The sequence below is a fragment of the Paraburkholderia fungorum genome, from assembly GCF_046027605.1.
GTDB classification, from domain to species: Bacteria; Pseudomonadota; Gammaproteobacteria; order Burkholderiales; family Burkholderiaceae; genus Paraburkholderia; species Paraburkholderia fungorum_F.
The window spans coordinates 1-25,448 of sequence record NZ_JAQQEF010000019.1; the positions used below are offsets into that span (position 1 = coordinate 1).

General features: G+C 62.1%; 25 protein-coding genes. 16 read left to right on the plus strand and 9 right to left on the minus strand.

The features are described from left to right. Positions 1 to 6: 6 nt before the first annotated feature. The gene (locus tag PQR53_RS26585) at positions 7 to 783 is read right to left on the minus strand and encodes an enoyl-CoA hydratase (protein WP_408460715.1); all 777 of its coding nucleotides are present in this window, start codon (positions 781 to 783) and stop codon (positions 7 to 9) included. Positions 784 to 915: 132 nt separating this feature from the next. Between PQR53_RS26585 and paaN the strand changes: the two genes are divergently transcribed. From paaN to paaK, 5 genes are all read left to right on the plus strand, one after another. After that, positions 916 to 2,616 (plus strand): phenylacetic acid degradation protein PaaN, encoded by a 1,701-nt coding sequence (gene paaN / locus PQR53_RS26590; RefSeq protein WP_408460718.1) that lies wholly within the window; start codon positions 916 to 918, stop codon positions 2,614 to 2,616. A 126-nt stretch (positions 2,617 to 2,742) separates the two neighbouring features. Further along, complete coding sequence (pcaF, locus tag PQR53_RS26595; RefSeq protein WP_408460721.1) at positions 2,743 to 3,945, plus strand: 3-oxoadipyl-CoA thiolase; 1,203 nt, start codon at positions 2,743 to 2,745, stop codon at positions 3,943 to 3,945. A gap of 66 nt (positions 3,946 to 4,011) precedes the next feature. Next, positions 4,012 to 4,803, plus strand: coding sequence for a 2-(1,2-epoxy-1,2-dihydrophenyl)acetyl-CoA isomerase PaaG (paaG, locus tag PQR53_RS26600; protein ID WP_408460724.1), 792 nt, complete (start codon positions 4,012 to 4,014; stop codon positions 4,801 to 4,803). A 1-nt stretch (position 4,804) separates the two neighbouring features. Next, positions 4,805 to 5,266: a hydroxyphenylacetyl-CoA thioesterase PaaI gene (gene paaI / locus PQR53_RS26605; RefSeq protein ID WP_408460727.1), complete on the plus strand. Its 462-nt coding sequence runs from the start codon at positions 4,805 to 4,807 to the stop codon at positions 5,264 to 5,266. 159 nt (positions 5,267 to 5,425) lie between these two features. Then, entirely contained in the window at positions 5,426 to 6,730 is a 1,305-nt protein-coding gene (gene paaK / locus PQR53_RS26610) for a phenylacetate--CoA ligase PaaK (protein ID WP_408460732.1), read from the plus strand. Positions 6,731 to 6,806: 76 nt separating this feature from the next. On the opposite strand, the gene mltA is transcribed toward paaK, so the two are convergent. Beyond that, on the minus strand, positions 6,807 to 7,961 hold the full coding sequence (mltA, locus tag PQR53_RS26615) for a murein transglycosylase A (RefSeq protein ID WP_408460734.1): 1,155 nt from the start codon (positions 7,959 to 7,961) through the stop codon (positions 6,807 to 6,809). On the opposite strand from mltA, the gene PQR53_RS26620 reads away from it, so the two are divergent. Then, a complete protein-coding gene (locus PQR53_RS26620) occupies positions 7,960 to 8,121 on the plus strand; it encodes a hypothetical protein (protein WP_408460737.1) in 162 nt (53 codons plus the stop codon). The genes mltA and PQR53_RS26620 overlap by 2 nt on opposite strands. A gap of 46 nt (positions 8,122 to 8,167) precedes the next feature. On the opposite strand, the gene apaG is transcribed toward PQR53_RS26620, so the two are convergent. Then, entirely contained in the window at positions 8,168 to 8,542 is a 375-nt protein-coding gene (gene apaG / locus PQR53_RS26625; protein ID WP_172176826.1) for a Co2+/Mg2+ efflux facilitator ApaG/CorD, read from the minus strand. Positions 8,543 to 8,819: 277 nt separating this feature from the next. On the opposite strand from apaG, the gene rpe reads away from it, so the two are divergent. The 8 genes from rpe to PQR53_RS26665 all read left to right on the plus strand — a co-directional run bounded on the left by rpe (position 8,820) and on the right by PQR53_RS26665 (position 16,135). Then, complete coding sequence (gene rpe / locus PQR53_RS26630; protein ID WP_323045137.1) at positions 8,820 to 9,503, plus strand: ribulose-phosphate 3-epimerase; 684 nt, start codon at positions 8,820 to 8,822, stop codon at positions 9,501 to 9,503. Between the two features lie 26 nt (positions 9,504 to 9,529). Further along, entirely contained in the window at positions 9,530 to 10,246 is a 717-nt protein-coding gene (locus PQR53_RS26635; protein WP_408460741.1) for a phosphoglycolate phosphatase, read from the plus strand. Between the two features lie 370 nt (positions 10,247 to 10,616). Then, complete coding sequence (gene trpE, locus PQR53_RS26640) at positions 10,617 to 12,110, plus strand: anthranilate synthase component I (RefSeq protein ID WP_408460744.1); 1,494 nt, start codon at positions 10,617 to 10,619, stop codon at positions 12,108 to 12,110. Positions 12,111 to 12,123: 13 nt separating this feature from the next. After that, positions 12,124 to 12,711 (plus strand): aminodeoxychorismate/anthranilate synthase component II, encoded by a 588-nt coding sequence (locus PQR53_RS26645; protein WP_408460747.1) that lies wholly within the window; start codon positions 12,124 to 12,126, stop codon positions 12,709 to 12,711. 17 nt (positions 12,712 to 12,728) lie between these two features. Continuing rightward, positions 12,729 to 13,760 (plus strand): anthranilate phosphoribosyltransferase, encoded by a 1,032-nt coding sequence (gene trpD / locus PQR53_RS26650; RefSeq protein WP_408460750.1) that lies wholly within the window; start codon positions 12,729 to 12,731, stop codon positions 13,758 to 13,760. A gap of 18 nt (positions 13,761 to 13,778) precedes the next feature. Further along, positions 13,779 to 14,564 carry an indole-3-glycerol phosphate synthase TrpC gene (gene trpC / locus PQR53_RS26655; protein ID WP_408460753.1) on the plus strand — a complete coding sequence of 262 codons (786 nt, stop codon included), beginning with the start codon at positions 13,779 to 13,781 and terminating at the stop codon, positions 14,562 to 14,564. A gap of 39 nt (positions 14,565 to 14,603) precedes the next feature. Continuing rightward, on the plus strand, positions 14,604 to 15,230 hold the full coding sequence (locus tag PQR53_RS26660; protein ID WP_408460756.1) for a CYTH domain-containing protein: 627 nt from the start codon (positions 14,604 to 14,606) through the stop codon (positions 15,228 to 15,230). A gap of 65 nt (positions 15,231 to 15,295) precedes the next feature. Then, on the plus strand, positions 15,296 to 16,135 hold the full coding sequence (locus PQR53_RS26665) for a uracil-DNA glycosylase (RefSeq protein ID WP_408460759.1): 840 nt from the start codon (positions 15,296 to 15,298) through the stop codon (positions 16,133 to 16,135). A gap of 111 nt (positions 16,136 to 16,246) precedes the next feature. Here the strand turns inward: PQR53_RS26665 and PQR53_RS26670 are convergent, their stop codons facing one another. From PQR53_RS26670 to PQR53_RS26690, 5 genes are all read right to left on the minus strand, one after another. Next, the gene (locus tag PQR53_RS26670) at positions 16,247 to 16,843 is read right to left on the minus strand and encodes an FMN-dependent NADH-azoreductase (RefSeq protein WP_408460762.1); all 597 of its coding nucleotides are present in this window, start codon (positions 16,841 to 16,843) and stop codon (positions 16,247 to 16,249) included. A gap of 154 nt (positions 16,844 to 16,997) precedes the next feature. Then, positions 16,998 to 18,788 carry a M61 family metallopeptidase gene (locus tag PQR53_RS26675; protein ID WP_408460765.1) on the minus strand — a complete coding sequence of 597 codons (1,791 nt, stop codon included), beginning with the start codon at positions 18,786 to 18,788 and terminating at the stop codon, positions 16,998 to 17,000. A gap of 95 nt (positions 18,789 to 18,883) precedes the next feature. Next, a complete protein-coding gene (locus PQR53_RS26680) occupies positions 18,884 to 19,609 on the minus strand; it encodes a DsbC family protein (protein ID WP_408460768.1) in 726 nt (241 codons plus the stop codon). A 136-nt stretch (positions 19,610 to 19,745) separates the two neighbouring features. Next, positions 19,746 to 20,918 (minus strand): UbiH/UbiF family hydroxylase, encoded by a 1,173-nt coding sequence (locus PQR53_RS26685; protein WP_408460771.1) that lies wholly within the window; start codon positions 20,916 to 20,918, stop codon positions 19,746 to 19,748. 65 nt (positions 20,919 to 20,983) lie between these two features. Beyond that, positions 20,984 to 21,346 carry a hypothetical protein gene (locus PQR53_RS26690; protein ID WP_408460774.1) on the minus strand — a complete coding sequence of 121 codons (363 nt, stop codon included), beginning with the start codon at positions 21,344 to 21,346 and terminating at the stop codon, positions 20,984 to 20,986. Positions 21,347 to 21,641: 295 nt separating this feature from the next. On the opposite strand from PQR53_RS26690, the gene ychF reads away from it, so the two are divergent. Next, positions 21,642 to 22,736: a redox-regulated ATPase YchF gene (gene ychF / locus PQR53_RS26695; RefSeq protein WP_408460776.1), complete on the plus strand. Its 1,095-nt coding sequence runs from the start codon at positions 21,642 to 21,644 to the stop codon at positions 22,734 to 22,736. A 112-nt stretch (positions 22,737 to 22,848) separates the two neighbouring features. Here the strand turns inward: ychF and PQR53_RS26700 are convergent, their stop codons facing one another. Then, positions 22,849 to 23,808 (minus strand): glycerophosphodiester phosphodiesterase family protein, encoded by a 960-nt coding sequence (locus PQR53_RS26700; RefSeq protein ID WP_408460779.1) that lies wholly within the window; start codon positions 23,806 to 23,808, stop codon positions 22,849 to 22,851. A gap of 296 nt (positions 23,809 to 24,104) precedes the next feature. On the opposite strand from PQR53_RS26700, the gene ugpB reads away from it, so the two are divergent. Continuing rightward, positions 24,105 to 25,430 (plus strand): sn-glycerol-3-phosphate ABC transporter substrate-binding protein UgpB, encoded by a 1,326-nt coding sequence (gene ugpB, locus PQR53_RS26705; RefSeq protein WP_408460782.1) that lies wholly within the window; start codon positions 24,105 to 24,107, stop codon positions 25,428 to 25,430. The last annotated feature ends 18 nt before the right edge of the window (positions 25,431 to 25,448 follow it).

Consider the following 25,448-nt stretch of genomic DNA (forward strand, 5'->3'; position numbering starts at 1 on the left):
AGCGTATTAACGATGCTTGAAAACCGGTTTGCGCTTCTCAACGAACGCTGCCATGCCCTCCTTCTGATCCTCCGTAGCAAACAGCGAATGGAAGAGGCGGCGCTCGAAATGCACACCTTCCGCGAGCGTCGTTTCGTAGGCACGATTAACCGATTCCTTGACCATCATCACCGCCGGCAACGGGAATTCAGCGATGGTCGCGGCCGCAGCCATAGCCTCATCAAGGAGGGAACCGGCCGGAATCACCCGCGAGACCAATCCAGCACGCTCTGCCTCGGTGGCGTCCATGAAACGGGCGGTCAGACAGAGATCCATCGCTTTCGCCTTGGAGACGGCTCGCGGCAGTCGCTGCGTACCGCCCGCGCCTGGCATAACGCCAAGCTTGATCTCCGGCTGACCGAACTTCGCAGTGTCGGCGGCGAAGATAATGTCGCACATCATTGCCAACTCGCAACCACCGCCAAGCGCGAAGCCCGCCACTGCGGCAATGACCGGCTTGCGGATGGAGCGCACCGTTTCCCAGTTGCGAGTGATGTAGTCGCCTTTGTAGACATCCATATAGGTGTAGGTCGCCATCATGCCGATGTCGGCGCCAGCGGCGAACGCCTTCTCACTGCCCGTCACCACGATTGCGCCGATGGCGTCGTCGGCATCGAACTCGCGCAGCGCCGCGCCGAGTTCGTCCATCAAGGCGTCGTTCAACGCGTTCAACGCCTTCGGGCGATTCAATGTGACCAAACCGACCCGCCCCCGCGTCTCAACCAGAATGTTCTCGTAAGCCATGCCGCCTCCTAATGGTTAATGCCACGCGAAAACGCTTCGCGCGGCCGTCTTAATAATGCTACCATTCACCAACCAACCGGTCGGTCAATTATTCGACAGGCTTTTCCCAACGTTTAGCCAAGCCCCTCTGCCATGACACATCCGCTATTCACCAAGCATGAAGACACGCTGCAAAAGGCACTTACCGCGGTTGAAACGCGCGGATACTGGAGTCCGTTCGTCGAGCTGCCCAGTCCGAAAGTGTACGGGGAAACAGCTAACGCGGACGGCGAAGCCGCATTCAAAGCACATCTGAACAAGACCTTCGAACTGGACCAGCCGTCGACCGGAGAAACCGTCGGCGCTGAAGTCTCACCGTTCGGGTTTCCGCTCGGCGTGCGCTATCCGAAAGCCGATCCTGACGCGCTGATCGCCGCCGCGGCCGCCGCACAACGCAACTGGCGCGCGGCCGGCCCGCAGGCGTGGATCGGCGTATGCCTCGAAATCCTCGCGCGCGTCAATCGCGCCAGCTTCGAAATCGGCTATAGCGTGATGCACACGACCGGCCAGGCATTCATGATGGCTTTCCAGGCCGGCGGCCCGCATGCGCAAGACCGTGCACTCGAAGCGGTCGTGTATGCATGGGACCAACTGCGCCGTATTCCCGCCGATGCCCACTGGGAAAAGCCGCAAGGCAAAAATCCGCCGCTCGCGATGCAAAAGCGCTACACCGTCGTGCCGCGCGGAGCCGGCCTCGTGCTCGGCTGCTGCACCTTCCCGACGTGGAACGGCTATCCGGGCCTCTTCGCCGATCTGGCAACAGGCAACACGGTCATCGTCAAGCCGCATCCGGGCGCAATTCTGCCGCTCGCGCTGACCGTCCGAATCGCGCGTGATGTACTGCGAGAAGCCGGTTTCGACCCAAATATCATCACGCTGCTAGCGACCGAACCGAACGACGGCCCACTCGTGCAGGATCTAGCCCTGCGCCCGGAAATCAAATTGATCGATTTCACGGGCAGCACACAAAACGGCACCTGGCTCGAGCGCAATGCACATCAGGCTCTGGTCTACACCGAAAAAGCCGGCGTCAACCAGATCGTGATCGACTCGGTGGACGACATCAAGGCAGCCGCCCGCAATATCGCCTTCTCGCTCGCGCTGTACTCGGGCCAGATGTGCACTGCGCCGCAAAACATCTACGTACCGCGCGGCGGTATCCGCACCGCTGAAGGCACGCTCGGTTTCGACGAAGTCGCCCAGGCTATCGCTGGTGCCGTGCAAAAACTGGTTGCTGACCCAGCACGCGCCGTCGAGCTGCTCGGCGCGATCCAGAACGAAGGCGTAACTCAACGTATCGACGAAGCTGCCAAGCTCGGCCACGTTCTCGTAGAAAGTCAAACGCTGGAACATCCGGCCTTTGCCGGTGCCCGCGTGCGCACACCGCTCGTGCTCCAGCTAGACGCTGCTAACGATCAAGCTCAATTCACCAAAGAATGGTTCGGTCCGATCTCGTTCGTGATCGCGACGGACTCGACGGCTCAGTCGCTCGACCTTGCTGGCACAATCGCCGCCGAGCACGGCGCGCTGACGCTGTCCGTCTACAGCACGGATGAAGCGGTGCTCGAAGAGGCGCACGAAGCATCGATCCGCGGTGGTGTAGCACTCTCGATCAATTTGACGGGCGGCGTTTTCGTCAATCAATCGGCAGCCTTCTCTGACTTCCACGGCACGGGCGCAAACCCGGCAGCAAATGCCGCACTGGCCGACGCGGCCTTTGTCGCGAACCGCTTCCGCGTCGTTCAAAGTCGCGTTCATGTTGAACCGAAAGCGGCGCCGGCAGTAGCTGGCTGAATGGCATAAGACAAAAGCACGGCTTTCGTCCTATGCCGTTTGGCCGAATGGACCGAGCCGTGCGCCCCAACTAACATGAGACATCGGTCCGGCATGTCCCGCCGGCCCATCCCAGCAGGAACCCACATGAACGACGCCTTTATTTGCGACGCGATTCGCACCCCAATCGGCCGCTACGGCGGCGCCCTGAAGGATGTCCGTGCCGACGACCTCGGCGCTGTACCGATCAAGGCGCTGATCGACCGCAACCCTGGCGTCGACTGGCGGGCCCTCGACGACGTGATCTATGGCTGCGCCAATCAGGCCGGTGAAGACAATCGCAACGTCGCCCGCATGTCGGCGTTGCTCGCCGGCTTGCCCACGGATGCGCCCGGTGCAACCGTCAACCGGCTGTGCGGTTCCGGCATGGACGCTGTCGGCACTGCTGCTCGCGCCATCAAGGCTGGCGAAGCGCGATTGATGATCGCTGGCGGCGTCGAAAGCATGACGCGGGCGCCGTTCGTGATGGGCAAGGCCACCAGCCCGTTTTCGCGGCAGGCCGACATTTACGACACGACCATTGGCTGGCGCTTCATCAATCCGCTAATGAAACGCCAGTATGGCGTCGATTCGATGCCGGAAACCGCGGAAAATGTGGCCGTCGAGTTCGGCATAAGCCGTGCGGATCAGGACGCGTTTGCGCTGTCGAGCCAGCAAAAAGCAGCGCGCGCGCAGCGCGACGGCACGTTGGCTCAGGAAATCGTCGGCGTCGAAATTGCGCAGAAGAAAGGCGACCCGGTGCACGTGACGCTCGACGAGCATCCGCGCGAAACGTCGCTCGAAAGTCTCGGCAAGCTCAAGGGCGTGGTCCGCCCCGACGGCAGCGTGACCGCCGGCAATGCGTCAGGCGTGAACGACGGTGCATGTGCACTGCTGCTAGCGAATCAGGACGCTGCAGATCAATACGGATTGCGTCGCCGCGCCCGTGTGGTAGGCATGGCAACGGCGGGCGTGGAGCCACGCATTATGGGTATCGGCCCGGCGCCGGCCACGCAAAAGCTGTTGAAGCAATTGAATATGACACTCGACCAATTCGACGTGATCGAGTTGAACGAAGCCTTTGCCTCACAGGGGCTTGCCGTGCTGCGCACGCTCGGTCTGCGCGACAACGATCCGCGCGTCAACCCGAATGGCGGAGCGATTGCGCTCGGCCATCCGCTCGGCGCGTCCGGCGCGCGTTTGATCACCACGGCGCTTTATCAGCTGGAGCGGACCAACGGCCGTTTTGCGCTTTGCACGATGTGTATTGGCGTGGGTCAAGGCATTGCACTGGTAATCGAGCGGCTCTGACACCAACGCTGCTTCGCCCACCGTCCCAACGGTGACAGAGACTTAGAGACCTTGAGGAGACACCCAATGTCGTATGAATCGATCCGCGTCGACATCGATATACCGAGCCGCGTAGCGACCATCACGCTGAACCGCCCGGACAAGCTCAACAGCTTTACGCGCGCCATGCACGAAGAATTGAGCGCCGCGCTCGGCGAGGTTGAAGCATCCGGCGCCCGCGCGCTCGTGCTAACTGGTGCGGGCCGCGGCTTCTGCGCGGGACAGGACCTCGCCGATCTCGACTTCACGCCGGGCGCGATGACCGATCTGGGCGAACTGATCGACACGCATTTCAATCCGCTGATTCGCCGCCTGCAAGCGCTGCCAATGCCGGTGATTGCCGCGGTCAACGGCACGGCCGCCGGCGCCGGCGCCAATCTCGCGCTAGCTTGTGATCTCGTGCTTGCCGCTCGTTCGGCCAGCTTCATCCAGGCATTCGTGAAGATCGGTCTCGTACCGGATTCGGGCGGTACCTGGTTCCTGCCGCAACGCGTCGGCATGGCGCGCGCCTTGGGACTTGCCATCACCGGCGACAAACTGAGCGCGGAGAAAGCCGAAAGCTGGGGGCTGATCTGGCAAACGGTTGATGATGCCGAGCTCGCCACCGCGGCAAATAAGCTCGCGGCACAACTGGCGCAGCAACCCACGCGCGCGATCGCCGCAATCAAGCAGGCAATGCGCGCAGGCACGACGCAAACCCTGGATCGGCAGCTCGATCTCGAGCGTGATTTGCAACGCGAACTCGGCGCTTCCCACGACTATGCGGAAGGCGTGCAAGCGTTCGTGAAAAAACGCGCGCCGCGCTTCGAGGGTCGCTGACATGGCGACGAAATCGAACCACCCCGCCCAAATGGCGCCGGACGAACTCGCTCGCGCAACCGCGGCCGCCATGTACGAAAACGACGCGTGCAGTCGGGCGCTCGGACTCGAGATTGTAGAAGTGCGTCTAGGGTACGCGCGTCTGCGTATGGCCGTTCGTGACGACTTTCTGAACGGCCATCAGATTTGCCACGGCGGCCTGATTTTCACACTCGCTGATTCGACGTTCGCTTTCGCCTGCAACACATACAACATCAACACAGTCGCAGCCGGCTGTTCGATCGAGTTCCTGCGGCCGGTACACGGCGGCGATGTGTTGACGGCTGAAGCGGTCGAACAAACGCTGAGCGGCCGCACGGGCATTTACGATATTCGCGTCACGAACCGCGCAGACGAGACCGTGGCGATGTTTCGCGGCAAATCCGCGCAGATCAAAGGCAACCTGATTCCCACGGGGGATTGAACAACAGATTGAACAGCAGAGTCGCGCCAGATTCGCAGCAGAATTGCGGCGCGTCCGCGACACATTGGCAGCGCATCCATAGATAGCAACGCGTTCCGATTTTGCGCGCAAGCGCACCGCACCCCCGACCCAAGCATTGAGGCAGCAAGGAGACATTCGATGACCACCGCCCTTCCGCTCGATCCCATCGAGACAGCCAGCCGCGACGAACTCGCCGCGCTCCAACTCGAACGGCTTAAATGGTCGCTGAACCATGCTTACGAGAATTCGCCGGTCTATCGGCGCAAATTCGATGAAGCCGGCGTCCACCCGAGCGAAGTGAAGAGCCTCGCGGACCTGGCACGCTTCCCCTTCACCACCAAGAAGGATCTGCGCGACAGCTACCCGTTCGGCATGTTCGCGGTGCCGCAGGAACAGGTCTCGCGAATTCACGCGTCGTCCGGCACGACGGGCAAGCCGACGGTCGTCGGCTACACGGCGCGCGATATCGATACGTGGGCAAATCTCGTCGCCCGTTCGATCCGTGCCGCAGGTGCGAAGCGCGGCGACAAGGTGCACGTGAGCTACGGCTACGGCTTGTTCACAGGCGGCCTGGGTGCACACTACGGCGCCGAGCGCGCGGGGCTGACGGTGATCCCGTTCGGCGGTGGTCAGACCGAAAAACAGGTGCAGCTGATTCAGGACTTTCGGCCCGACATCATCATGGTTACGCCGAGCTATATGTTGTCGATCGCCGACGAACTCGAACGGCAGGGCATCGACCCGGCGAATTGCTCGCTGCGTATCGGCATCTTCGGCGCGGAACCGTGGACCAACGACATGCGTCAGGCGATCGAAAAGCGCATGGGCATCGACGCTGTCGATATCTATGGTCTGTCTGAAGTGATGGGACCCGGCGTCGCCTCGGAGTGCGTCGAGACCAAAGACGGCCCGACCATCTGGGAAGACCATTTCTATCCCGAGATCATCGACCCCGAAACCGGCGAGGTTCTGCCGGACGGCGAACTCGGCGAACTGGTATTCACGTCGTTGACGAAGGAAGCGCTGCCGATCGTCCGCTACCGGACGCGCGATCTGACGCGTCTCTTGCCAGGCAGCGCGCGCACCATGCGTCGGATGGAAAAGATCACGGGCCGCTCGGACGATATGATGATCGTGCGCGGCGTCAACGTATTCCCCACGCAGATCGAAGAATTGCTGCTCAAGCAGCACGCTCTCGCGCCTCACTATCAGATCATCCTGACCAAGGAAGGCCCGCTCGATGTACTGACGTTGAACGTCGAGCCCTGCCCGGAATCAGCACCGGATACTGCCGCGCTCACCACGGCAAAACAGGCGTTGACCTACGACATCAAGGCACTGATCGGTGTAAGCGCTATCGTGAATGTGCTGGGCGTGAACGGTATCGAGCGTTCGGTAGGCAAAGCACGGCGCGTGGTGGACAAACGTAAATCCGGGCTTTAAGCGAAGCGTCGAGAGTGGGTGCCTGATAACGGAACTGATCGACGTCAGCACCGTTATCAAATGGCGCGGCCCGTCCTCACGAATTCGGCAGCAACAACCACATCCGGCCGCCCTGCTTCATCTTGCCGGCCAGATCGCCAGCGTCGTCGCCGAGACCCCAGAAGTAATCGGCGCGCACACCGCCCTTGATCGCCGAGCCCGTGTCCTGTGCAAAGACGAGGCGGTTCATCGGCGAGTTCGTTAACGGACGCGTGGTCTGCAAAAACACCGGCGTACCCAACGGAATCGAAGTTGGATCCACCGCGATCGACCGCTCCGGCGTCAACGGCACGCCCAACGCGCCGATCGGGCCATCCGCGCCGCCGCTCGGCGCACTCTCGCCGGACGGCATCTCGCGGAAGAACACAAAGCGCGGATTGGTATCGAGCAGCCCGTCGACCCGCGTCGGGTTCGCACGCGCCCACGCCTTGATGCCCTGCATGGTCGCTTGAGCCGGTGTCAGTTCGCCGCGATCGAGCAGCCACCGTCCAATCGACTTGTACGGCTGGTTGTTGGTGCCGCCAAAGCCGAGCCGCATCACGCTCCCGTCTTCCATCACGATGCGGCCGGAGCCCTGCACTTGCAGGAAGAAGGCTTCGATCGGATCGTCGACCCACACGAGTTCATTGCCATTGAGCACACCTGCGCGCTCGAGTTGCGCACGCGCCGGCAACGGAGCACCCGCGCGATAACCGGATGGCCAGCGGTACAACGCCGTCTGGTACACACCATGCCGTGTGCGCGAACCGCGCAGCAATGGCTCGTAGTAGCCGGTGACGAGACCGTCGAGCGTGCCGTCGTTATTGGCCAACTGGAAAGGCGTGAAGTACGCCTCAAAAAACGCCCGCGCGCCGGTCACGTCCAGATCGTCGATCTGCGAGGCCGCCGCGCATGCGCGGGCCCAGTTCGGTTGACGTGCAAGCCTCGTGCAGTTTTGCCGCAACGCAGCCGTTGCGCCGATCAGCGAATCGTCCTGCCACCCTGGCACCTGCTGCCAGGCTACCGCTGTAAGCCGCGTCGCGGCGATCTGCCCGGGTATGATCGCGGCACCCGTGGGCGGCGAAACCGAAGGCCGGACCGCGCCGCCGCCGCCGCAGGAAGCCAGCAGCACTGCAACCGAAAGCGCCCCGAGCCATGCTCCGGCCGTGCGGACAAACCGCCTACAATGTTCGTTCTTGATGGAAACCGCCATGTCTGATCTGTTCGACGAATACCCAATGCTGATCTTTGCGCTGGAATCGCTCCTCGCGCTCTTCCTGCTCGTCTTTATCGTTGTATGGACATCGTCCGGCAAGAAAAAGGCTGCGCGCGCCGCCAGCAATGAACAGCAAAAGCAGCAAAAATCTCAATGAAGCTGCGCCGTAAGGCTTTTTAAAGACCGCGAGCCGCGCGCTCGGTTCAATGCAAAGTACGCGGCATGCGTAGAATGAATTCGGGCACAGGTGCGTCGAAACGCTCGCCGTCTTCCGCCACGCAGAAATACTCACCGCGCATCGTGCCAACGGGCGTGGCGATCACGGCCCAACTCGTATATTCGAAGTGCTCGCCCGGTTTGAGCAGTGGCTGATGACCGACCACGCCCAGGCCTTTGACTTCCTGCACGTTGTTGTCGCTGTCGGTGATCACCCAATGACGCGCAATCAGCTGCGCGGGCACCTGGCCGCTGTTACGGATAGTCAGCGTGTATGCAAACGCATACTGGCGGCGCTCCGGGTCCGACTCTTCGGGCAGATACTGCACCTGCGCCGAGACGCTGAATTCGTACTGGCTCATCCTGATTCCGGTCTGGTCAAACGAGTGTAAAAAATCGTGGGAAGCCCCGAACGCCAATGGTTTGCGGGCGCATTGACGAAGCGGCGCGTATGGTTTGGCATTCTGCTTGATGCGCGGCATGCCCGCAACCGGACAAATCCCTTTGGCCAAGGGCTGCTAAGGCGTTTTGTCAGTTTTGCCGCGCGCTTTCGGAGTCGGTCTCAAACCGGCCGCCCGCCGGTTCAGAAGCGCACAAACCGGTAAAATGGCGTTTTCCCCGCTTGCATCCGCCCCCGCCATGACGCAATTCCGCATAGCTCCCAGCATTCTGTCCGCCGATTTCGCACGTCTCGGCGAAGAAGTCCGCAACGTGGTCGCCGCCGGCGCCGACTGGATCCACTTCGACGTGATGGACAACCATTATGTGCCGAACCTGACAATCGGCCCGCTCGTTTGCGAAGCGATCCGCCCGCACGTGGACGTGCCGATCGACGTGCATCTGATGGTGCGCCCGGTCGACCGGATCGTGCCGGACTTCGCCAAGGCCGGCGCGAATCTGATCAGCTTTCATCCGGAAGGCTCGGACCATATCGACCGTACGCTGTCGCTGATTCGCGACCACGGTTGCAAGGCCGGCCTCGTGTTCAACCCGGCCACCTCGCTGAGCTATCTGGACTACGTGATGGACAAGGTCGATCTGGTGCTGATCATGTCGGTGAATCCGGGCTTCGGTGGTCAATCGTTCATTCCTGAGGCACTCATCAAGCTGCGCGAAGCGCGCAAGCGGATCAACGCCTACAAGGAAAAGACCGGCCGCGAGATTCATCTCGAAGTGGACGGCGGCGTGAAGGTCGATAACATTGCCGAAATTGCAGCGGCTGGCGCCGACACGTTCGTGGCAGGCTCAGCGATCTTCGGCGCACCGGATCACAAAGCGGTGATCGACAAGATGCGCGCCGCACTCGCCAACATCGAGCACTGATCGAACACCGGAATTCCGCACTAAAGATGAAAACCCAGTACCCCGCTCCGACCCTCACCGGCCCGCGCCTGCAAGCCGCAATCATCGACCTGGACGGGACGATGATCGATACCGCCGACGATTTCACCGCCGGCCTGAACGGCATGCTCGCGCAACTCGACGCGTCTGAAACCTCGCGCGAGGAAGTGATCGGCTACATCGGCAAAGGCTCGGAGAATCTGATTCGCAGCGTGCTGGCTCAGCGCTTCGAAACGGATCACGCACAAGATCGTTTCGACGAGGCGCTCGCGATCTATCAGGCGGAATACGCCAAGATCAACGGCGTGCACACGCGGCTGTATCCGGAGGTCGAAGCCGGCCTCTGCGCCATGCGCGACGCCGGCCTCAAACTAGCCTGCGTCACCAACAAACCGCACCGTTTCGCGGTCGAATTGCTGGAGCAGTACGGGCTCAGCCAGTATTTCAGCGTCGTACTCGGCGGCGACAGCCTGGAGAAAAAGAAGCCCGATCCACTGCCGATGCTCACCGCCGCGGCGCGGCTAGGCGTCGCGCCAGAAGCCACGGTCGCCATCGGCGATTCGGAAAATGATGCGCTGGCAGGCCGCGCGGCGGGCATGGCTACGCTGACTCTGCCGTACGGATACAACCACGGCCGAGCTATACAAGAAATAAAATCCGATGGTATAGTTGCCTCGCTGCTCGATGCCGCCAAGGCTATCGCAGCGCACCATTCCACGACTTGAAAAGTCCCTCATCCTCATGTTTCTGAATAAAAAACGGAGTCTGATTAGCATCGACCGGGGAGCCTGGCCCTGGCGTCGCTGGTCGCGCTAACCTCGCCTGAGGTACGCTGAAGCTCGTCTTCGGCAACCGTTTTTTACTTCGCTGCGCTCACGCGTTTTTTCCATCACCTTGTTTCGCTGCATCGGTTGATTCGGCCAACGTGTACCCACAAAGTACATCGGTGCGCCGAAATCCCTTGCACGCGTCGATGGGAAACTCGCGCCGGTCGGTATCATCGTGTCGAAACGTCGAACGAACGCCTGACCGGCTGCGCCGCGCCCCGCTTTGTCCGACGCATAGTGCCGTCTGACGTACGTACAGGATCGGAACATGACCGAACTCGAATTCCAGTCCCTCGCCAACGAGGGCTTCAACCGCATTCCGCTGATCGCCGAAGCGCTCGCCGATCTCGAAACGCCACTCTCGCTGTACCTGAAACTCGCTCAGCCCGAGCGCAACGGCGCCAACTCGTTCCTGCTGGAATCGGTGGTCGGCGGCGAACGCTTCGGCCGCTATTCGTTCATCGGCTTGCCGGCGCGCACGCTGCTGCGCACCCGCAACGGCGTGTCGGAAGTGGTGCGGGACGGCAAAGTCGTCGAAACGCACGAGGGCGATCCGCTTGAGTTCATCCAGCAATTCCAGGGGCGCTTCAAAGTGGCGCAGCGGCCCGGTCTGCCGCGCTTCGCGGGCGGCTTGGCCGGCTACTTCGGCTACGACGCGGTGCGCTACATCGAGAAAAAGCTCGCTCACACCGCGCCGAAAGACGATCTGAATCTGCCCGACATCCAGTTGCTGCTCACCGAAGAAGTCGCGGTGATCGACAATCTCGCGGGCAAGCTCTACCTCGTGGTGTACGCGGATTCGACGCAGCCTGAGGCGTACACGAAAGCCAAACAGCGTCTGCGTGAATTGCGTCAGCGTTTGCGCACGACAGTGCAACCACCGGTCACGTCGGCCAGCGTGCGCACCGAGACCTATCGCGAGTTCGCGAAAGACGATTATCTGACCGCCGTGCGCAAAGCGAAGGAATACATCGCCGCTGGCGAATTGATGCAGGTGCAGGTCGGCCAGCGTCTGATCAAGCCTTACCGCGACAATCCGCTGTCGCTGTACCGGGCGCTGCGCTCGTTGAATCCGTCGCCGTATATGTATTACTACAACTTCGGCGACTTCCACGTGGTTGGCGCGTCGCCGGAAATTCTGGTGCGCCAGGAAAAGCGCGGCGAGGATCGCATCGTAACGATCCGGCCGCTCGCCGGCACGCGTCCGCGCGGCAACACGCCGGAACGCGACGCCGAACTCGCCACCGAACTGCTGAACGATCCGAAGGAAATCGCCGAACACGTTATGCTGATCGACCTCGCGCGTAACGACGTGGGCCGCATCGCCCAGATCGGCTCGGTGGTCGTCACCGACAAGATGGTGATCGAGAAGTACTCGCACGTGCAGCACATCGTCAGTTCGGTCGAAGGCAAGCTGAAGCCCGGCACCACCAATTTCGACGTGCTGCGCGCCACCTTCCCGGCCGGCACGCTGTCCGGTGCGCCGAAAGTCCGCGCGATGGAATTGATCGACGAACTTGAACCGGTCAAGCGCGGCCTCTACGGCGGCGCTGTCGGCTATCTGTCATTCACCGGCGAAATGGATCTGGCCATCACAATCCGCACCGGCGTGATCGCAAACGGCAATCTGTATGTGCAGGCGGCAGCGGGGGTAGTCGCGGATTCGGTGCCGGAATCCGAATGGCAAGAGACCGAGAACAAGGCGCGCGCGGTACTGCGCGCCGCCGAGCAGGTTCAAGACGGCCTCGATAGCGACTTCTGACCGGAGACACACCATGCTGCTCATGATCGACAACTACGACTCGTTCACCTACAACCTGGTGCAGTACTTCGGCGAACTCGGCGAAGACGTGCGCACCTATCGGAACGACGAAATCACGCTGGATCAGATTGCGAACCTCAACCCGGAGCGCATTTGTCTGTCGCCCGGTCCGAGCAACCCGCAACACGCCGGCATCACGCTCGACGTGTTACGCGAATTCAGCGGCAAGACGCCGATTCTCGGCGTCTGCCTCGGCCATCAGGCAATCGGCGAAGCATTCGGCGGCCGCGTCGTGCGGGCGCAAACCATCATGCACGGCAAGGTCAGCACGATCGAAACCGACTGCAAAGGCGTGTTCGCCGACCTGCCGAAGCATTTCGTCGTCACCCGCTACCACTCGCTCGCGATCGAACGCGAATCGCTGCCTGATTGCCTCGAGGTGTCCGCATGGACCGAGGACGGCGAAATCATGGGCGTGCGTCACAAGGAACTGGCGGTTGAAGGCGTGCAGTTCCATCCGGAATCGATCCTGTCCGAACACGGCCACGCATTGCTCGAAAACTTCGTGAAGCAGTCGAAGACCGCTCACCGCACCGCTTGATGAAGAGAGACGAAATCATGTCGATTACGCCCCAGGAAGCGCTGCAACGCACGATCGAGCACCGCGAAATTTTCCACGACGAAATGCTGCATCTGATGCGCCTGATCATGCGCGGCGAACTGTCGCCCGTGATGTCGGCGGCGATCATTACCGGCCTGCGCGTCAAAAAAGAGACCATCGGCGAAATCACCGCCGCCGCCACGGTGATGCGTGAATTTGCCCGGCACGTCGAGGTGCCGGACAACTCGAACTTCGTCGATATCGTCGGCACCGGCGGCGATGGCGCACAGACCTTCAACATTTCCACTGCAACCATGTTCGTTTCGGCTGCGGCGGGTGCCAAGGTCGCGAAGCATGGCGGCCGCGGCGTGTCGAGCAAGTCGGGCAGCGCGGACGTGCTCGAGGCGCTCGGCGTAAATATCGATCTGCAACCGGAACAGGTGGCGGCCTCAATTGCGGAAACCGGCATGGGCTTCATGTTCGCGCCGAACCATCATCCGGCGATGAAGAACATCGCGCCGGTGCGCCGCGAACTCGGCGTACGCACCCTCTTCAATATTCTCGGGCCGCTGACCAATCCGGCCGGCGCACCGAATCAGCTGATGGGCGTGTTCCACGGCGATCTGGTCGGCATTCAGGTGCGCGTGATGCAGCGCCTCGGTGCTAAACACGTGCTGGTGGTGTACGGTATGGACGGCATGGACGAGGTCTCGCTCGGTGCGGCGACGCAAGTCGGCGAGTTGCGCGACGGCCAGATCCACGAGTATGAGATCCATCCGGAAGACTTCGGCATGCAGATGGTGTCGAACCGCACGCTGAAAGTGGCCGACGCCGCCGAATCCAGACTGATGCTGCTCGAAGCGCTCGACAACAAGCCGGGCGTGGCCCGCGAGATCGTTACGCTGAACGCGGGCACGGCGCTGTATGCGGCGAACGTGGCGGCGTCGATTGCGGACGGCATTCAGTTGGCACGGGAAGTGATCGCGAGCGGCAAAGCGCGCGCGAAGGTCGACGACCTGGTCCGCTTCACCCAGCAATTCAAGCAGTAACTACGTAGCGAGACACTTATGAGCGACATCCTCGACCGCATCATCGCGGTCAAACGCGAAGAAGTCCGCGCGGCCGAACAGAGCGCGCCGCTCGAAGAACTGCGCCTCGAAGCCTCGGCGCGCGACATTCGCGATTTCGTCGGCGCATTGCGCACGAAGCACGCGGCCGGTCTGGCCGCGGTGATTTCCGAAGTGAAGAAGGCGAGTCCGTCGAAAGGCGTGCTGCGCGAAAACTTCGTCCCTGCGGAGATCGCGCGTTCGTATGAAAAACACGGTGCGGCCTGCTTGTCTGTCCTCACCGACGTGCAGTTTTTCCAGGGTAGCGTGGCGTATCTGGAAGAAGCGCGCGCCGCCTGCAATTTGCCTGTGCTGCGCAAAGACTTCATCGTCGATCCATACCAGATCGTCGAAGCCCGCGCGATGGGCGCCGACGCGATCCTGCTGATTGCCGCCGCTTTGGAAACCTCGCAGATGCAGGACCTCGAAGCGCTCGCGCATTCGCTGGGCCTCGCGGTGCTGGTCGAAGTGCACGACAGCAACGAACTGATGGAAGCGCTCACGCTGAAGACGCCGCTGATCGGGATCAACAACCGCAATCTGCGTACGTTCGAAACCTCGATCGAGACGACCATCGGCATGCTCGAATCGATTCCAGACGACCGCATCGTCGTCACGGAGTCGGGCATTCTGTCGCGCGTGGATGTGGAACGGCTGCGGGCGATGGACGTGCACACGTTCCTCGTCGGCGAGGCGTTCATGCGCGCCGAAGAGCCGGGTGTGGAACTTGCGCGGATGTTTTTCTGAGCGCAGCTTCAATCTTCAGCCGACGTAGCGGAGCACACCATGGCGATGGAACGTGAAATCAAGCTGGCACTGCCGGTGAGCCAGGTGAAAGCGGCGACGCAGTGGCTCGTCGCGCGCACCGGCAACGAAGGGCGTCCGATCGAGCTGGCGAATATTTACTTCGACACACCCAAACTGGCATTAGCGGGTTCAAAGAGCGCACTGCGTTTGCGGCATACGCCGGACGGCTGGCTGCAAACGTTCAAGACGGTGGGCAACGCCAAGGACGGTCTACACAGCCGGCACGAATGGGAAATGCCGGTGGCGGGCGAAAAGCTGGAGATCGAAGCCTTGCTGCGCCAGTGTGACGAACCCGCCGCCGCGCAAGCCCTGCGCCAGGCAGCGCCGGAACTGATCGAACTGTTCCGGACGAATTTCACGCGCACGCTGTGGAATGTCGATCTGGACGGCTCCGAAGTCGAAGCCGCGATCGACCAGGGCAACGTTATCGCGGAAGTGAATGGCGAAACGCGCCGCGCGCCGATCTCGGAAGTCGAACTGGAACTGAAGTCCGGCGACGAAGCGGTGCTGGATAGGCTGGCGAAAGAACTGGGCAAGCAGGTGGCCGGGCTTGCGCCGGACAACATCAGCAAAGCTCAGCGCGGCTATCAATTACGGGCGGCCTAAGCCGTCTCGGCGCTCAAGCCGCACAAACTTGAGCTAGCGCGCTTTTGCTGCGACACTCCCTCGCCATGACCTCAGCTTCCCGCACCCGCTCCAGTCCGTCGCAAGCCTCGTTGTTCGGCGACGCCTCGGCCACGCCGTCCAGCGCAACAGCGCAGCAGCGGACATCCGCTGCCGGCCACTCAGCTCCGCCGACCCTCGAAGCCCAATTCGCCGCCCTGCCACCGGCTTGGCGTGCACACCTCAAACCGTTCATCGAGAGTGACGCCTACGCGCCGTTGTGCCGTTTCGTCGACGGTGAGCGGGCGGCCGGCAAAACCGTCTACCCCGCCGACGTCTTCCGTGCCCTGCGCCTCACCAGCCCCGACGAAGTCAAAGTCGTGATCCTCGGCCAGGATCCGTACCACGGCGAAGACCGCGGCACGCCGCAAGCGCACGGACTCGCGTTTTCCGTGGCGCCGAACGTGCGCACGCCGCCGTCATTGCGCAACATCTTCAAGGAAATCGCCGCCAGCCTCGGCCACGAGCCGCCGCGCCATGGCTGCCTCGACACGTGGGCCAAACAGGGCGTGCTGCTGTTGAATACGGTGCTGACCGTTGAGCGCGATTCGGCCGCGAGTCACGCGAAGCGTGGCTGGGAGAAATGCACCGACACGCTGATCCACGAACTGGCCATGCGTCACGACGGCCTCGTATTCATGCTGTGGGGTGCACATGCGCAAGCCAAACGCGCGCTGCTCGGCGGCAAGTCGCATTACGTGCTGGAGGCACCGCATCCGTCGCCCTTGTCGGCGCATCGCGGCTTCCTCGGCTGTGGGCACTTTGCGAAGGCCAACGAATATCTCGCACAGCACGGCCGTGAACCGATCGACTGGCGCTTGCCCGACGAGGCACAGATGCTCGCGTAGTGTAGAGGCGTAGAGGACGGCACAAAAACAAAAACGCCACGGAATCACACCCCGTGGCGTTTTTTCATTCCACCGCGCCGCAATCACCCGGCGCGGGACAAGCCTTACATCTTACGCAGCAGCGATCGCTTCACGTGCGCCAGCCAATGCGGCAGTCGCGGCGTCCGGGCCCATGTTCAGGCCTTCAGCGTAGATGAAGTTCACGTCGGTCATGCCGAGGAAGCCCAGGAAGCTCTGCAGGTACGGCGTTTGGCTATCGTTCGGGGTGCCCAGATACTTGCCGCCGCGAGCCGACACGACGAATACCTTCTTACCCTTCACGAGACCTTCCGGACCATTCGCCGTGTACTGGAACGTAATGCCGGCGCGTGCGATGAAGTCGAAGTACGTCTTCAGTTGCGACGAGATGCCGAAGTTGTACATCGGTGCGCCGATCACGACGATGTCGGCGGCTTGCAGTTCGGCGATCAGCGCTTCGCTGCGCGCGGAGATCGCGGCTTGTTCCGGCGTGCGCTGGTCAGCCGGCGTGAAGAACGCGCCGAGGACGGCGTCGTCCAGGTGCGGCAGCGGTCCAGCTTGCAGGTCACGGACGACGACTTGCGCGCCCGGATTCGATTGTTGCAGCTTTGCGGTCAGCTCGTTGACGAGCAGTGTCGAGTTCGCGCCTTGCGAGCGGGCTGCCGAGTTGATTTGCAGGATCGTGGTCATGGTTGACTCCAGTAGGGGCGCGCAGCTTTGCGCGAGTGGAGCCATTGTGATTTTTTACCGGCCCGGGAAAAAGCCGTCCGGCAGCGAAGGATTGTTGCACTGGTAGAACAATCCCCCGCTTGGGAGCGTCGATTAACGACGCTCCCGATTACGATCAGCTTGCCAGCCAGCGCTCCCGCGCCTTGCGCGCCGCAGGCCGACTGTCGCTGAAGGAGAGCTTGTAGCGCGCCACCTCAGGGCCGTCCAGCTTGACTTGCGCGGTGCGGAGTTCGTCGCGGCGGAAGGCGTGAACCTCGACTTTTGCACCCGGCAGATAGCGCGACAACAGCGAATCAAGATTCGAGCCGGTCACCCGCAATCCGTCGAGCGCGATCAGCACGTCGCCAGCCGAAAGACCGGCTTTCTGCGCCGCGCTGCCTTCGTGAACCGCCGCCAGCGTGCAATCCACGCCGCCGCGCACGCGCGCACCGAGCGACGGCTTGCCGTTCTTGTCCAGTTCCGGCGCGAGCGTGATGCCGAACGGCGCGAGCAGGGTGTCGAGGGGCAGATCACGCGTGCTGTGCACGGCTTCGGCGAACAACTCGCCCAGTTGTGCACCGGTCGCTTCGGCAAAAATCGCCTCGATCTCGCTTTCTTCGACGCCGACAGGCTTACCGCGATAGAAGTCACGGCCAAAGCGCTGCCACAAGAGACGCATCACGTCGTCGAGCGATTTGCGGTTGTTGGTCTGCGCGCGGATCGTCAGATCGAAAGCGAGCGCGACGAGCGAGCCCTTGGTGTAATAGCTGACGATCGCGTTTGGCGCATTTTCGTCCTGCCGATAGTATTTGACCCACGCGTCGAACGAGCTTTCGGCCACCGTCTGTTTCAGCCGGCCGCTGCCGCGCAACACGCCGCCGATCACCTTGCCGAGCATGCCGAGATAGTCGTCCTGCGAGATCAAGCCCGTGCGCACGAGGATCAGATCGTCGTAGTAAGAGGTAAAGCCTTCGAACAACCACAGCAGCGGCGTGTAGTTTTCGACACTCAAGTCGTACGGCGCAAACACGGCCGGCTTGATGCGCTTCACATTCCAGGTGTGGAAGTATTCATGGCTGCACAGACCGAGATAGGTTCGGTAGCCCTCGGTGGGGGTGTCGCGGCCTTCCACCGGCAAATCGGTGCGGTTGCAGATCAGCGCTGTCGACGCGCGATGTTCCAGCCCGCCGTAACCATCCGCGACCGCCTGCGTCATGAACACGTAGCGATCCACGGGCGCCTTCTTCGACTTCGGCTCGAACAACGCGATCTGCGCTTCGCAGATGCGCTTCAGATCGGCGCACAGACGCGCCATATCCAGCCCAACCACACGCCCTGCGATCACGATGTCGTGCGGTACGCCATGCGCCTTGAAGGTCGCCAGCGCGAATTCGCCCAACGTCACGGGATGATCGATCAGCTCATCGTAGTTCTGCGCGCGATATTCGCCGAAGCCGTAGCGCTTCGTCCCGCGCGCTTCCGGCAACGCGGTCGCGACACGCCAGTCACGATACGCCGCGCCTTCCGGCTTCTGGATATCGACCACGCACTGCGCTTCCTCATGACCGAGCGGCGACAGGAACACGCTGGTGCCATTGAAAAAACCCGTCGTATCGTCCAGATGCGCGGCGCGCACCGACAGATCCCATGCATACACGTCATAGCGCAGCGTCAACGCGCCCTTGACCGGCGCGGCCTGCCACGTGTGCTTGTCGGTCTTTTCGACGCGCACCTTGCGGCCCGCTTCGTTGACGGCGCGCAGCGTGACGATGTTGCGCGCGAACTCGCGCACCATGTAGCTGCCCGGGATCCAGACCGGCAGCATGAAACGCTGCCCGGCCGGATCGGGATCGGCAACAGTCACGGTGACTTCGAACAGATGGGCGGCGGGTTGCTTCGGAACGATGGTGTAGCGGATCGGCTTCATCGGCGGCGATTAGATGGTTTCAGGCGGGAATGTTCGGGGTTCGATGTGAAAGGAGGCGCACTTCGCGCCTCCTTTCTTCGACTTGCGTGGCGTGCTCAGTGCACGGCGGACATTTCCTTGTCCAACCGGTCTGCCGGCACGGCGCCGGGCAGGCGGCGGCCGTCGGCGAGAAATACGGTTGGCGTGCCGTCGACGCCCATTGCCCGGCCCAGCGCCAGGTTCTTGTCGATCGCGGCGGTGTCGCAGGTGCCGGCTGCCGTGGGTGTCTGATGATCCTGCATCCACGATTCCCACGCCTTCGCGCGGTCGCCCGAGCACCAGATCGACTTCGACTTGACAGTGGAATCCGGCGACAGCACCGGGTACAGGAAGGTGTAGACCGTTACATTGTCGATCGACTTGAGCGACGTTTCGAGCTGCTTGCAGTACGGACAGTTCGGATCGGAGAACACGGCAATCTTGCGCGCGCCGTTGCCCTTCACGACCTTCACCGCGTTCGCGAACGGCAGGCTCGCGAAGTCGATGCGGTTGGTCTCCGATAGACGCGCTTCCGTCAGATTCTTGCGGGTCTTCGCGTCGACGATCTCGCCAAGCATCAGGTAGTCGCCATTCGCATCGCTATAGATAATCTGCGTGCCGAGGTTCACTTCGTAGAGCCCGGCAATCGGCGACTTCGAGACGCTCTTGATCGTCACGTCGTTCAGGCGCGTTTGCAGCGTGGCTTTGAGCTTGTCGGTGGTTTGATCGGCCTGCGCGGAGCAGCCGATTGCCGCGGCGGCGATCGCGAGCACGGCGACTGCGATGCGAAAGGATTTTTTCATGCTGAATTCCTGGAGTTCAATCGCGCGCGGTGCGCGTTTTTTCGACGTTTTCAGGTGTGACCAGATTGGCGCCCAGAATGGCGTCCATCCGTCAATGATACCCGCCTCGCCGGTCGGGCAGGCGGGTTCGGGCGCTTTACCCCAACGCGGCCGACACCAGCCAGCGCTTGATGAACGGCTGTGCGCCCACAAACGCCATGCCGGTATTGCGCAACACCTTGGCAAACGGCCCGGGCGCCGAGAAGAGTTTTTGCAGGCCGTCGGTGGCGACCATCAGCGCGCGGATGTCTTCGCGCCGGGCGCGTTCGTAGCGGCGCAGCAGCACCATGTCGCCAAGATCGCGGAACGCTTCCTTGCCGGCGACTGTCTCGGCGAGCGCCGCGACATCGCGCAAACCGAGGTTCATGCCCTGGCCCGCCAGCGGGTGAATCAGATGCGCGGCGTCGCCGACCAGCGCGACGCGTGGCGCCACCAGCTTGTCGACGGTTTGCAGCGCGAGCGGGAAGCCTTGTGCGGGCGTCACGCATTCCAAAGCGCCGAACTGGCCGCCGGTCACGCGTTCGACCTCCGCGGCGAGTTGTGCCGGATCGAGCGAGACCAGTTGCTCCGCGTGTTCCGTGCGCGCCGACCACACCAGCGAGACGTGGCCGTCCGGCATCGGCAGCAGCGCGATGATTTCGCCGTCCTTGAACCATTGATACGCGGTTTCGCTGTGCGGCTTTTCGGCCTTGAAATTCGCGACCACGCCGGTTTGCCTGTAGTCGCGCCGGTTCATCTTCGAGCCGATCTGCGCACGCACCCACGAATGCGCGCCGTCCGCTCCCACCACCAGATCGGCCTCGAGCACATTGCCGTTGGCGAGACCAACGCTCGCACCGTCGGCGGTAAAGTCCAACGCCTGCGCGCGCGTGTCGATCCAGGTGAGATTCGGCTGGAAACGCAGCGCGGCATCCAGTGCACGTTCGACGACCGACGATTCGACGATCCACGCCAGTTGCGGCACCGACGCCTGAAACGCGGAAAAATGAAGTTCGGCGTGGGCATCGCCGTAGACACGCATGTCGTAGACGGGCCCGAGCTTCGACAAATCGAGTGCCTGCCAGACCCGCAACCGCTCCAGCAGCGCCTGCGAACTCGACGACAACGCGTAGACCCGCGAGTCGAAGGCAGCGCCGGCGGGCAGTGCCGCGCAGGGTTGCGCGAGTAGCGCCACGCGTAGTCCGCCTTGCGTCAGCGCCAGCGCCGCGGTCTTGCCGACGAGCCCGCCGCCGATCACGGCGGCATCAAAGGTCTGGTGGTGTGCGTTCATCCGCGCATTATAGCCGCGGGGGTCGCGGGGGACGGATCGGCGCGTGCGGCATTTCGGCCTGAAACCTAGCGTCCAAGCGCCGCGTGCGCCGCATGAGCTTCGCGCAACAGCACGAACTCACGGTCGGTTGAAAGGACTCTCCACGCGCTCGTCACCAGTTCGCTCTTACGGTCCCGCTGGTCGCCCCGTACGGTGCAGTCCGGGAAGACGCGGTCGTACACCCGCCACAGGGAGTCGAAATCATTGGTGTCCGCGAACTGCGCGATGTTGCGTTTGTCGTCCTGCGTGAGCTGCTTCACCATGCAGTCCACCGTCTGGCGATCGGTGGCGGCCTGGGCTTCCTCGTAGTTCGGCGATAGCCAGGCAACCATGCCGGCGCCAATCAGCGCGGCGCACAATATCCACCTGACCCATTTATTTATTGTCATCGTGATTCCCCGGAATAGGGCTCTAGCGGCCCCGGACCCGCATATTACAATGTTCCGACCGGATATTTCCGGCTCAGCACGGTTTCCCGCGCCCTTCCCAGTCACCTGATCCGAACGGGTTACAATTGCGCTTTCCGTGACAAAACTCGCCCAGAATCGTCGAGGCAACGCCCCGATCTGGTGTCTTGTCCCGCTCCGCTGCGTTTTCTCCGCCACGCCACCCGCGAAGGCTTTCCGAATCCTGCAAACAGCGTCGAGCGCATCACGCAACTTACTGATTCACTGAAGGATTTCCATGAGCCTCAAATGCGGCATCGTCGGCCTGCCTAACGTCGGCAAGTCCACCCTGTTCAATGCGCTGACCAAGGCGGGCATCGCCGCCGAAAACTATCCGTTCTGCACGATCGAGCCGAACGTCGGCATCGTCGAAGTGCCGGACGCGCGTCTGAAAGCACTCGCCGAAATCGTCAAACCGGAGCGCATCTTGCCGGCGGTGGTGGAATTCGTCGACATCGCCGGCCTCGTGGCCGGTGCGAGCAAGGGTGAAGGCCTCGGCAACCAGTTCCTCGCGAACATTCGAGAAACCGACGCGATCACGCACGTGGTGCGCTGCTTCGAAGACGAGAACGTGATCCACGTCGCGAACAAGGTCGATCCGCTGTCGGATATCGAAGTGATTAACACCGAACTGGCGCTGGCCGACCTCGCCACGGTCGAAAAGGCGCTGACGCGCTATTCGAAGGCCGCCAAGTCGGGTAACGACAAGGAAGCCGCCAGGAACGCCGCCGTGCTGGAAAAGGTCCGTGCGCAACTCGACCAGGCCAAGCCGGTTCGTGCGCTCGATCTGTCGGATGAGGAAAAGGCCACGCTCAAGCCGTTCTGCCTGATCACCGCCAAGCCGACCATGTACGTCGCCAACGTGAAAGACGACGGTTTCGAGAACAACCCGCATCTGGACGCGGTCGCGAAGTTCGCAGCAGCCGAAGGCGCGCCGGTCGTCGCCGTGTGCGCGGCAATCGAAGCAGAAATCGCCGACCTTGAAGAAGCGGATATGGCCGTGTTCCTCGCCGACATGGGCATGGAAGAGCCGGGCCTGAATCGCGTGATTCGCGCGGGTTTCAAGTTGCTGGGCCTGCAAACCTACTTCACGGCCGGCGTGAAGGAAGTGCGCGCGTGGACGATCCATGTCGGCGATACGGCACCGCAGGCAGCGGGTGCGATTCACACCGACTTCGAGCGCGGCTTCATTCGCGCGCAGACGATCGCCTTCAACGACTTCATCACCTATAAGGGTGAGCAAGGCGCGAAAGAAGCCGGCAAGATGCGTGCGGAAGGCAAGGAATACGTCGTGCACGACGGCGACGTGATGAACTTCCTGTTCAACGTTTGAGGTTTGGCTTCAGCGCGAGGCGGTAGCCGGTGATCGCCGAACTCCGCCGTACTCGAAGAAGGCCCGCGAAATGCGGGCTTTTTTATTGGCCGGCGTGCGCCTGCTTCAGTGCCTACTTCTGCGCCTCACATCGCAGCGGCATAGCCATACTTGCCTTGATCGCAGCCATCCTTTGCGGCGAATCCGCCAGCACCGCATCGATCCCCAGACACGCTGCCGTCCGATAATCGGCCGCATTATTCACCGCGATCGCGACGATCCGTACATCCGGCTTCTGCCGGAAACACGCGACCGTTGTGGGCGTCCACAGCGTTGCCTGAACCTCGGAGCGGCCTTCGCCCAGCGTAAATTTTTCCACCACGGTCATCGTCCGGTGCAACTCGAACGCTGCGGCGGTGTGCTCGGCCGGCGCATCCACGCAGCCCTGGTTGAGCAGCACGCGCACGAGGCGTCCACGTGTCGCATCGCGTGACTCGAACAGCCTGGCCTGCGGATAGGCGGCGAAGCTCTGCTGATAATCCGCTTCGGTCGAATAGATCGTCACGCGCGCCCACGCGCTTTCTTCGTTGAGCACTTGCGCCACGGCCTGAGCCTGCGGCCCGGCCGGCAACGCTTTCATATCCAGGATGATCGGCGTGGCCAGCGGAATCGTGCGCAATGCTTCGCGCAACGTCGGAATACCGATCGGGCGATTGCGATAAGGATAGAGACCGCCGCTCTGGAAACTCCAGCCGGCATTCACGCGCGCGAGTTCCGCCGCCGTGAATTCGGATACTGGCCCCTTTGCATTGGTCAATGCCGACAGATCGGCCGGCCGGTACAACACCGGCACGCCGTCCTTGCTCAACTGAACGGTCAGCCACATCTCGTCGGCATGATGCGCGACAGACTGGCGAATCGCCTCGAGCGTGTTCTCCGGCGCGTCGCCCGTGCCGCCGCGATGCGCAATGATCTTCGGCAACGACGTCACCGGCGCTACTCTGGCGTCCGCAATCTCAGGTGTCAGCGCACAACCAACCACCGTGAAGCCCGCTATCGACGCGCAAACTGCCAATCGCCCGGCACTTAGCATCTGGAATCCTTATTAAAAATGACATCAGGAAACATGCATGGCTGCTTGAAGCACGCTGCCATCTCACTGTCCATGATGCCCGTGCACAAGCAGCCCGTGTTGGGTCTTGACGTCGCAGGTACTGGTGGCTTCAGACGCGCATTGTTTCCGTTTCGTGACAGGCGATGTTAAATTGCGGCATTCGGCGCCTGCCAAAAGCGGGGGGCCGGCCGGCGGCCGACGCCGGATTGTCATCGAACACAACTAGAATCGCGCGATTCCGGCCCGCGCCCGTTCCGACAGAGGAGACACAATCGATGAGTTGCAAGCCGCTATTCCGTTCGCTTTCCGTTGCCGCCGTGTTGAGCTTCGGCATCAGTCAGGCCGCGCACGCCGCCACTGAAATCCAGTTCTGGCACGGTATGGAAGCCGCCCTCGGCGAACGCCTGAACGACATTGCCAACGCCTTCAACGCGTCGCAAAGCGATTACAAGATCGTGCCGGTATTCAAAGGCACCTACGACCAGACGCTCGCCGCCGGCATCGCTGCTTACCGTAGCGGCAACGCGCCGGCCATTCTGCAGGTCTACGAAGTCGGCACCGCCACAATGATGCAGGCGAAGAAGGCGGTGATCCCCGTCTCCGAAGTGTTCAAGCAAGCCGGCGTACCGCTCGACGAAAAGGCCTTCGTGCCGACCATCGCCAGCTATTACAGCGACGCCAAAAGCGGTGAGCTGATCTCGATGCCGTTCAACAGCTCGACCCCGGTGCTGTACTACAACAAGGACGCTTTCAAGAAAGCCGGGCTCGATCCGAATCAGCCGCCGAAAACCTGGGCTGAATTGCAGGTGGATGCGCAGAAGCTGAAGGCCTCCGGCATGGCGTGCGGTTACTCGTCGGGCTGGCAAAGCTGGATTCAGCTTGAAAATTACAGCGCCTGGCATGGCGCGCCGTTCGCGTCGAAGAACAATGGCTTTGACGGCGCCGACGCGCAGCTCGAATTCAACAAGCCGCTGCAGGTCGCGCACATCCAGTTCCTGCAGAACATGCAGAAGGAAGGCACCTTCACCTACGTAGGCCGCAAGGACGAACCGGTGTCGAAGTTCTATAGCGGCGACTGCGGAATCATCACGAACTCGTCAGGCTCGCTTGCCACGATCAAGAAGTACGCCAAGTTCAACTTCGGCACCGGCATGATGCCTTACGACGCGAGCGTGAAGGGTGCACCGCAGAACGCGATCATCGGCGGCGCCAGCCTGTGGGTGCTGTCGGGCAAAGACCCGGCCGTCTACAAGGGCGTGGCGAAGTTCCTCGCGTATCTGTCGTCCGCACCGGTTGCCGCGAAGTGGCATCAGGACACCGGCTATCTGCCGGTCACGACCGCCGCGTATCAACTGACGCAGCAGCAAGGCTTCTACGAGAAGAATCCGGGCAGCGACACCGCGATCAAACAGATGCTCAACAAGCCGCCGCTGCCGTACACGAAGGGCCTGCGTCTGGGCAACATGCCGCAGATCCGCACGGTCATCGACGAAGAACTCGAACAGGTCTGGGCGGGGAAGAAGACGCCGCAACAGGCGCTCGATTCGTCGGTGTCGCGCGGCGACGAGCTGCTGCGCCGCTTCGAGAAAGCCGGTAACTAAGTATCCGCCGGCAGGGTT

Bases quoted from the DNA above. Each gene is read 5' to 3' on its own strand.
- trpD (WP_408460750.1), top strand. From the start codon at position 12,729: ATGTCGATTACGCCCCAGGAAGCGCTGCAACGCACGATCGAGCACCGC.
- rpe (WP_323045137.1), top strand. From the start codon at position 8,820: ATGACGCAATTCCGCATAGCTCCCAGCATTCTGTCCGCCGATTTCGCA.
- ychF (WP_408460776.1), top strand. From the start codon at position 21,642: ATGAGCCTCAAATGCGGCATCGTCGGCCTGCCTAACGTCGGCAAGTCC.
- PQR53_RS26585 (WP_408460715.1), bottom strand. From the start codon at position 783: ATGGCTTACGAGAACATTCTGGTTGAGACGCGGGGGCGGGTCGGTTTG.
- paaI (WP_408460727.1), top strand. From the start codon at position 4,805: ATGGCGACGAAATCGAACCACCCCGCCCAAATGGCGCCGGACGAACTC.
- PQR53_RS26665 (WP_408460759.1), top strand. From the start codon at position 15,296: ATGACCTCAGCTTCCCGCACCCGCTCCAGTCCGTCGCAAGCCTCGTTG.
- PQR53_RS26670 (WP_408460762.1), bottom strand. From the start codon at position 16,843: ATGACCACGATCCTGCAAATCAACTCGGCAGCCCGCTCGCAAGGCGCG.
- PQR53_RS26675 (WP_408460765.1), bottom strand. From the start codon at position 18,788: ATGAAGCCGATCCGCTACACCATCGTTCCGAAGCAACCCGCCGCCCAT.
- paaG (WP_408460724.1), top strand. From the start codon at position 4,012: ATGTCGTATGAATCGATCCGCGTCGACATCGATATACCGAGCCGCGTA.
- PQR53_RS26685 (WP_408460771.1), bottom strand. From the start codon at position 20,918: ATGAACGCACACCACCAGACCTTTGATGCCGCCGTGATCGGCGGCGGG.
- mltA (WP_408460734.1), bottom strand. From the start codon at position 7,961: ATGGCGGTTTCCATCAAGAACGAACATTGTAGGCGGTTTGTCCGCACG.
- PQR53_RS26700 (WP_408460779.1), bottom strand. From the start codon at position 23,808: ATGCTAAGTGCCGGGCGATTGGCAGTTTGCGCGTCGATAGCGGGCTTC.
- PQR53_RS26645 (WP_408460747.1), top strand. From the start codon at position 12,124: ATGCTGCTCATGATCGACAACTACGACTCGTTCACCTACAACCTGGTG.
- paaN (WP_408460718.1), top strand. From the start codon at position 916: ATGACACATCCGCTATTCACCAAGCATGAAGACACGCTGCAAAAGGCA.
- apaG (WP_172176826.1), bottom strand. From the start codon at position 8,542: ATGAGCCAGTACGAATTCAGCGTCTCGGCGCAGGTGCAGTATCTGCCC.
- pcaF (WP_408460721.1), top strand. From the start codon at position 2,743: ATGAACGACGCCTTTATTTGCGACGCGATTCGCACCCCAATCGGCCGC.
- paaK (WP_408460732.1), top strand. From the start codon at position 5,426: ATGACCACCGCCCTTCCGCTCGATCCCATCGAGACAGCCAGCCGCGAC.
- trpE (WP_408460744.1), top strand. From the start codon at position 10,617: ATGACCGAACTCGAATTCCAGTCCCTCGCCAACGAGGGCTTCAACCGC.
- trpC (WP_408460753.1), top strand. From the start codon at position 13,779: ATGAGCGACATCCTCGACCGCATCATCGCGGTCAAACGCGAAGAAGTC.
- PQR53_RS26620 (WP_408460737.1), top strand. From the start codon at position 7,960: ATGTCTGATCTGTTCGACGAATACCCAATGCTGATCTTTGCGCTGGAA.
- PQR53_RS26660 (WP_408460756.1), top strand. From the start codon at position 14,604: ATGGCGATGGAACGTGAAATCAAGCTGGCACTGCCGGTGAGCCAGGTG.
- PQR53_RS26680 (WP_408460768.1), bottom strand. From the start codon at position 19,609: ATGAAAAAATCCTTTCGCATCGCAGTCGCCGTGCTCGCGATCGCCGCC.
- PQR53_RS26635 (WP_408460741.1), top strand. From the start codon at position 9,530: ATGAAAACCCAGTACCCCGCTCCGACCCTCACCGGCCCGCGCCTGCAA.
- ugpB (WP_408460782.1), top strand. From the start codon at position 24,105: ATGAGTTGCAAGCCGCTATTCCGTTCGCTTTCCGTTGCCGCCGTGTTG.
- PQR53_RS26690 (WP_408460774.1), bottom strand. From the start codon at position 21,346: ATGACAATAAATAAATGGGTCAGGTGGATATTGTGCGCCGCGCTGATT.